Annotated in this window: 4 protein-coding genes; 2 read left to right on the top strand and 2 right to left on the bottom strand. The window is 63.2% G+C overall.

Translation table 11 applies throughout. From position 1 onward, the window contains the following. The first annotated feature begins 383 nt into the window (after positions 1-383). The gene (locus G6035_RS19200; protein ID WP_176618702.1) at positions 384-548 is read left to right on the top strand and encodes a hypothetical protein; all 165 of its coding nucleotides are present in this window, start codon (positions 384-386) and stop codon (positions 546-548) included. Between the two features lie 230 nt (positions 549-778). Here the strand turns inward: G6035_RS19200 and speB are convergent, their stop codons facing one another. Further along, on the bottom strand, positions 779-1777 hold the full coding sequence (gene speB, locus G6035_RS19195; RefSeq protein ID WP_176618701.1) for an agmatinase: 999 nt from the start codon (positions 1775-1777) through the stop codon (positions 779-781). Further along, positions 1774-3156 (bottom strand): MFS transporter, encoded by a 1383-nt coding sequence (locus tag G6035_RS19190; RefSeq protein ID WP_176618700.1) that lies wholly within the window; start codon positions 3154-3156, stop codon positions 1774-1776. The genes speB and G6035_RS19190 overlap by 4 nt, the downstream gene beginning before the upstream one ends. 174 nt (positions 3157-3330) lie before the next feature. Between G6035_RS19190 and G6035_RS19185 the strand changes: the two genes are divergently transcribed. Continuing rightward, a partial coding sequence (locus tag G6035_RS19185) for a PucR family transcriptional regulator (protein WP_176618699.1) occupies positions 3331-4781 on the top strand: 1451 nt, incomplete at its 3' end.

Raw genomic sequence — 4781 nt, 5'->3', positions numbered from 1 at the left:
GTGGACACGGGACGTGAAATTTGCGGTGTGGCGAGCACATCAGGAACTGCGCGAAAAGTCATGGTTCTCCCTCGTTCAAGGTCCAGTGGCGGGGCTCGGAATTCACACAGAGCAGGTCTGTGGTTTGGGGCCGAGGTCGAGGCGGTCGTGCTCCGGCGCTTGCTTGATGCTAGGTGCTAGTCTTTCTCGTTGGTCCAGTAGGCCCTGATCGGGCAGATACGGACGTCCCGGGCGGTGGCCGTGGTCGGTGGCGAATATGTTGGACATGTGGTCCGGCTGTCGCCGGGCACGGTGCGGACGTACCGGAGCATGCTGGACTACTCTCTCGTCCCGGCCTAGGTTGGATTGCCGCCATGTGGTGGTGGATCCGGGTCGTGTAGGCCATGGGACTGGGCCCGAAGACCGTCCCTAACAACCACGCGCTGATCGAATCCGCAGTGGAACCAACCGCGGGGCAGGTCGAGGGCCGTGTCAACCCCTGCAGCAGGATCGGTCTCCCACGCACGGAGAAGATCGAGGACGACGCCGTGTTCCTTCACCCCGGCTGAGTTCGCGATGCTGCTGAAGTTCGTGGACGAAGGCTACACGGTGTTCACCACGGCCATGGCGACGAAGCCACGCAACGGCAAGTGGACCGTGTCCCTGCCCGGCCACTTGGTTGAGGATCTGGCACGGGTCGTTGCGGGCAGGGAAGCGCGTTGTTATGCATGGCCGTCGAGGGTTGGCAGACGCGGATGTGGGCCCGCGGTCTTTCGCGGGCCCACGTGCGTGTCCGGTTTTAGACGGCTGAAGCTTCGAGATCTCGTTCGCCGGAGTTGGTGGCGCCTTTGTTGCGGTTGACCATTAGTCCCAGGAGGTCGAAGACGACGGTGGCGGCGGCAACGGAGGTGATGTCGGCGTGGTCGTAGGCTGGGGCGACCTCGACGACGTCGGCGCCGACGATGTTGATGCCGTTCAATCCACGTAGTAGTGCGAGCAGCTCGCGGGAGTGTAGTCCGCCCATTTCGGGTGTGCCGGTTCCGGGTGCGTAGGCGGGGTCGAGGACGTCGATGTCGATGGAGACGTAGACGGGGGTGTCGCCGAGGCGGTCCTTGACTTGCTGGATGGCGGCGGGTACCCCGATTTCGTCGAGGTCGGAGCAGCGGATGATTTGGAATCCGAATTCGTGGTCGTGGAGGAAGTCGTCGCGGTCGTAGACGGGGCCGCGGATTCCTACGTGCATTGAGCTGTCTTCCACGAGCAGGCCTTCCTCGAAGGCGCGGCGGAAGATGGTTCCGTGAGTGACGGGCTGGTTGAAGTAGGTGTCCCAGGTGTCCAGGTGCGCGTCGAAATGCAGCAGTGCGACGGGGCCGTGGACGTGGGTGAGGGCGCGCAGCATGGGTAGCGCTATGGTGTGGTCGCCGCCGATGGCGATGACGCGCTTGTCGTGGGCCATGAGCGGCAGCGCCTGCTTTTCGATGTCCTCCACGGCCTGCGTGATGTCGTACGGGGTGCATGCGAGGTCGCCGGCGTCAACGACTTGGGCCTCGTTGACGGGTTCGACGTCGAGTTCGACGTGGTATCCGGGGCGCAGCAGCCTGGATGCTTCACGGACGGCGGCTGGGCCGAACCGGGCGCCGGGGCGGTAGGAGGTGCCGCCGTCGAACGGGACACCGACGATGGCGATGTCATAGTCGGGGACTTGTTCGATTTGTGGCAGTTTGGCAAAGGTGGCCAGTCCGGCGAAGCGGGGGACTGTGGTCGCGTCGGCGGGGCCAACGGGCTTGTGTGAGGTCATGGGAGGGATCCTTCGGTTTCTTTGGGTGCTTCGGACGTGGAGGGTTTGCTTTTGGTGGTCAGTTCATGGAGGGCTTTGTTGGCTGTTTCCGGGGCGAGAATCAGCGTTGCGACCAGGCCGACCAGGGAAATGCCGGCACCGATCAACAGCGACCCTGCGGCGCCAAAGCTGATGATCGCGGCGGGCATGAGGTAGGTGCTTGCGGCGGAACCAACACGGCTGATGGCCGTGCCGAATCCCACGGCCGTGGCCCGGATTTCGGTGGGAAACAGTTCGTTCGGGTAGACGACTTCCAGGAAGCTGGATGCTCCGGATGCGAGGGCGAAGATGGCCAGTGCGATAAAGAGCGGGGTGGCTTGGACGTTGTGGATGAAGGCCGGGATGGCCAGGGCCACGACGATGATGCCGAAGCTCCACAGCAGGAGTTTGCGTCGGCCGATTCTTTCCACCAGCCACAGGCCGGGGATGCCTCCGATGACAAAGAGCATTGAGATCAGCAGCGACCCGCCGTAGAGGTTCGCGTCGCCTGATAGGCCGAAGGAGGAGAGCAGGTCCGGGGCGAAGGTGTAGACGGCGAAGAGCGGTATCACTTGGGCGGTCCAAAAGATGGAGACGAACAGTGTGCGCTTCCACAGGGTGCCCTTGAAGATGTCTGTGAACTTCGCCTTGGCGGTGTCGGCCTGGACGTCGGAGGAGATGTCGCTGAGGTCGTATTGTTGCCCGTACACCTTCTTGATCACGGCCCGTGCTTCGTCCTTGCGGCCACGTGAGAGCAGCCACCGCGGTGATTCCGGCGTGCCCAGCCGGCACAGGAGTGTGATGATGGCGAAGATGGCGGGACTGGCCACCATGACGCGCCAGGCATCGGGTCCGAAATTCCGTAGCAGGAAGCCGACGGCGAACGCGAACGCTGCGCCGACTGCCCACACCACGAACGTGGCCCCCAGCAGACGGCCCCGGTACTTCTTTGGCAGGAATTCGGCCAGTAGTGACGTCGCGATCGGATAGTCGGCCCCGATGGCCATGCCGAGCAGGAACCGGCACAGGACAACCTGCCACACCTCGGCGGCGAAGCCGTTCAGAAGGGAGAACACCGCAAGCGCTACGAGGTCTGCGATGTACATGTTGTGGCGGCCGATCTTGTCCGTGAGCCAACCGAAGATGGCTCCTCCGAAGAAGATGCCCACCAGACTGGCCGCCCCGATCATGCCCACTTCGCCCGTGGACAATTTCAGTCCTGGGGTCATGGTGATCAGGGCGATGCCGATGATGGACAGTGCGTAGCCGTCGATGAAAGGGCCGCCCGAGGAAAAGACGGTCAGCTTTTTGTGAAATCTGGTCAACGGGGCGTCATCAATGAGATTGCTCGTTGCACTCATTGCAAGACCTCTTTCGTGAATGCCCATCACTGGGCGGGATATTCGTTCCTCCATCTTTCGTGACGGGAGTCACGAATCCAATCTGCATGTTGATTACAAAAATCCAGGCGTCATATACATTTGTCTAATGCCGGTGCGGGGTTCCTTCCGCCCATTAGTGACAAGGAGCTGCGCGTGGCCGTTTCCGTGGCCGAACTGCTGGCCGAGCCACAACTTGGCCTGACTTTGCTGGCCGGTTCGGCCGGCCTGGCGAACCGGATTACTTGGGCCCATACCTCTGACCTGCCCCGCTTGTGGGAATGGGTTACCGGGGGCGAGCTGATGATGACCAACGGGCTCTCGCTTCCCACGGACGCTGCGGGTCAAGTCGAGTTGGCGCATGCGTTGGTGCGGGCTGGGGCGAGCGCGCTGGCTGTCGGCGAGAAGATGCACGCCCCGGCGCTCCTGCCTGAATTCCTGGCAGCCTGTGACAGTCTTCCCCTGCCTGTGATCAATGTGCCGTACCCGCTGCCCTTTATTGCGATCGCCCGATCCGTGGCGGAGGCTTCCCTGCTGGAGGAGTCGCGCAGGTTGCGGCAGACCGCTCGCATCTATGACCTGCTTCGGCGGGTGGGTGCCGCCGGGAACGCGTGGCCGGAACTGCGGGCCCGGGTCGGAGCGGAACTGGACGCGCTGCTGTTCGTGCTGGACAAGCGCTGTCTTCATCCATGGAATGCCGGTGATGGAGGACTTTCCCCGGAATTGGCCCGGGAGCTTGCGCCGCTGCTCGGGCACGACGAGGCCCCCGCCAAACAATTCCGGTGGCACCACGTGGGCGGGGACAGGCAGGTGTTGACACTTGATGTGCCTACACATGCGCATGCACTCCTTGTTGTCCTGCCGAACTCGGACCAGCATCCCGATGCCCTGCTGCTTCTGCACGCAGCGACGGTGCTGGGCCTTGAATTGTCCAGGGTCGTCCTGGACCGGGAGAACCAGCACCGGCTCGTGTCCGAGTTCCTTCTTCAAGCCTTCGACGGCCACTACGGGCTGGCCGAGCTTGAGGGCCGGCTCTCAAGCTTTGGCGTTCCCGCGCAGGGGTTCGTCGTCGCGTCGATGGCCAGCGCGGACGGGCGGGGACTGGACACTGCCCACACCGACTTGTGGCGCCATGGCATTGCGAGCGCCTGCCTGCGTAGGGCTGACAAGCTTCATCTTGTCCTTTTCACTGCCTTCACGCCGCAGACGTTGCGCCACGCCGTCGGACCGGACATGCGGATCGGGCTCAGCCGTCCCGCTACCGCGGCCGGGCTTCAAACGGCCAGGCAGGAGTCCCTGTGGGCCCTGGCGGCGGCTCAAGACAGTGACGGGGGATTGGTGCGCTATGCGGAGGGGCAGCCATGGCTTGGCCTGACGAGCGTCGCCGAAGGGCAGGCCCTGGTACAGCATGTACTCGGCCCTGTCATCGACTACGAAAGAGGACGTCAACCGGACCTGATCCTGACACTGGCGACCTACCTGGACAACCAGCGCTCCTGGCAAAAAACAGCCACCATTCTCCACGTCCACCGGCAAACGATCATTTACCGGATTCGGAAAATTAGCGAGCTCACCGGCCTTGACCTGTCCGAGACGTCGGCACTGGC

This window comes from Arthrobacter sp. SDTb3-6 (assembly GCF_013376095.1).
Classification (GTDB): domain Bacteria; phylum Actinomycetota; class Actinomycetes; order Actinomycetales; family Micrococcaceae; genus Specibacter.
The sequence above is the reverse complement of the archived record's forward strand: the minus strand, read 5'-3'. Positions and strand labels throughout refer to the sequence as shown.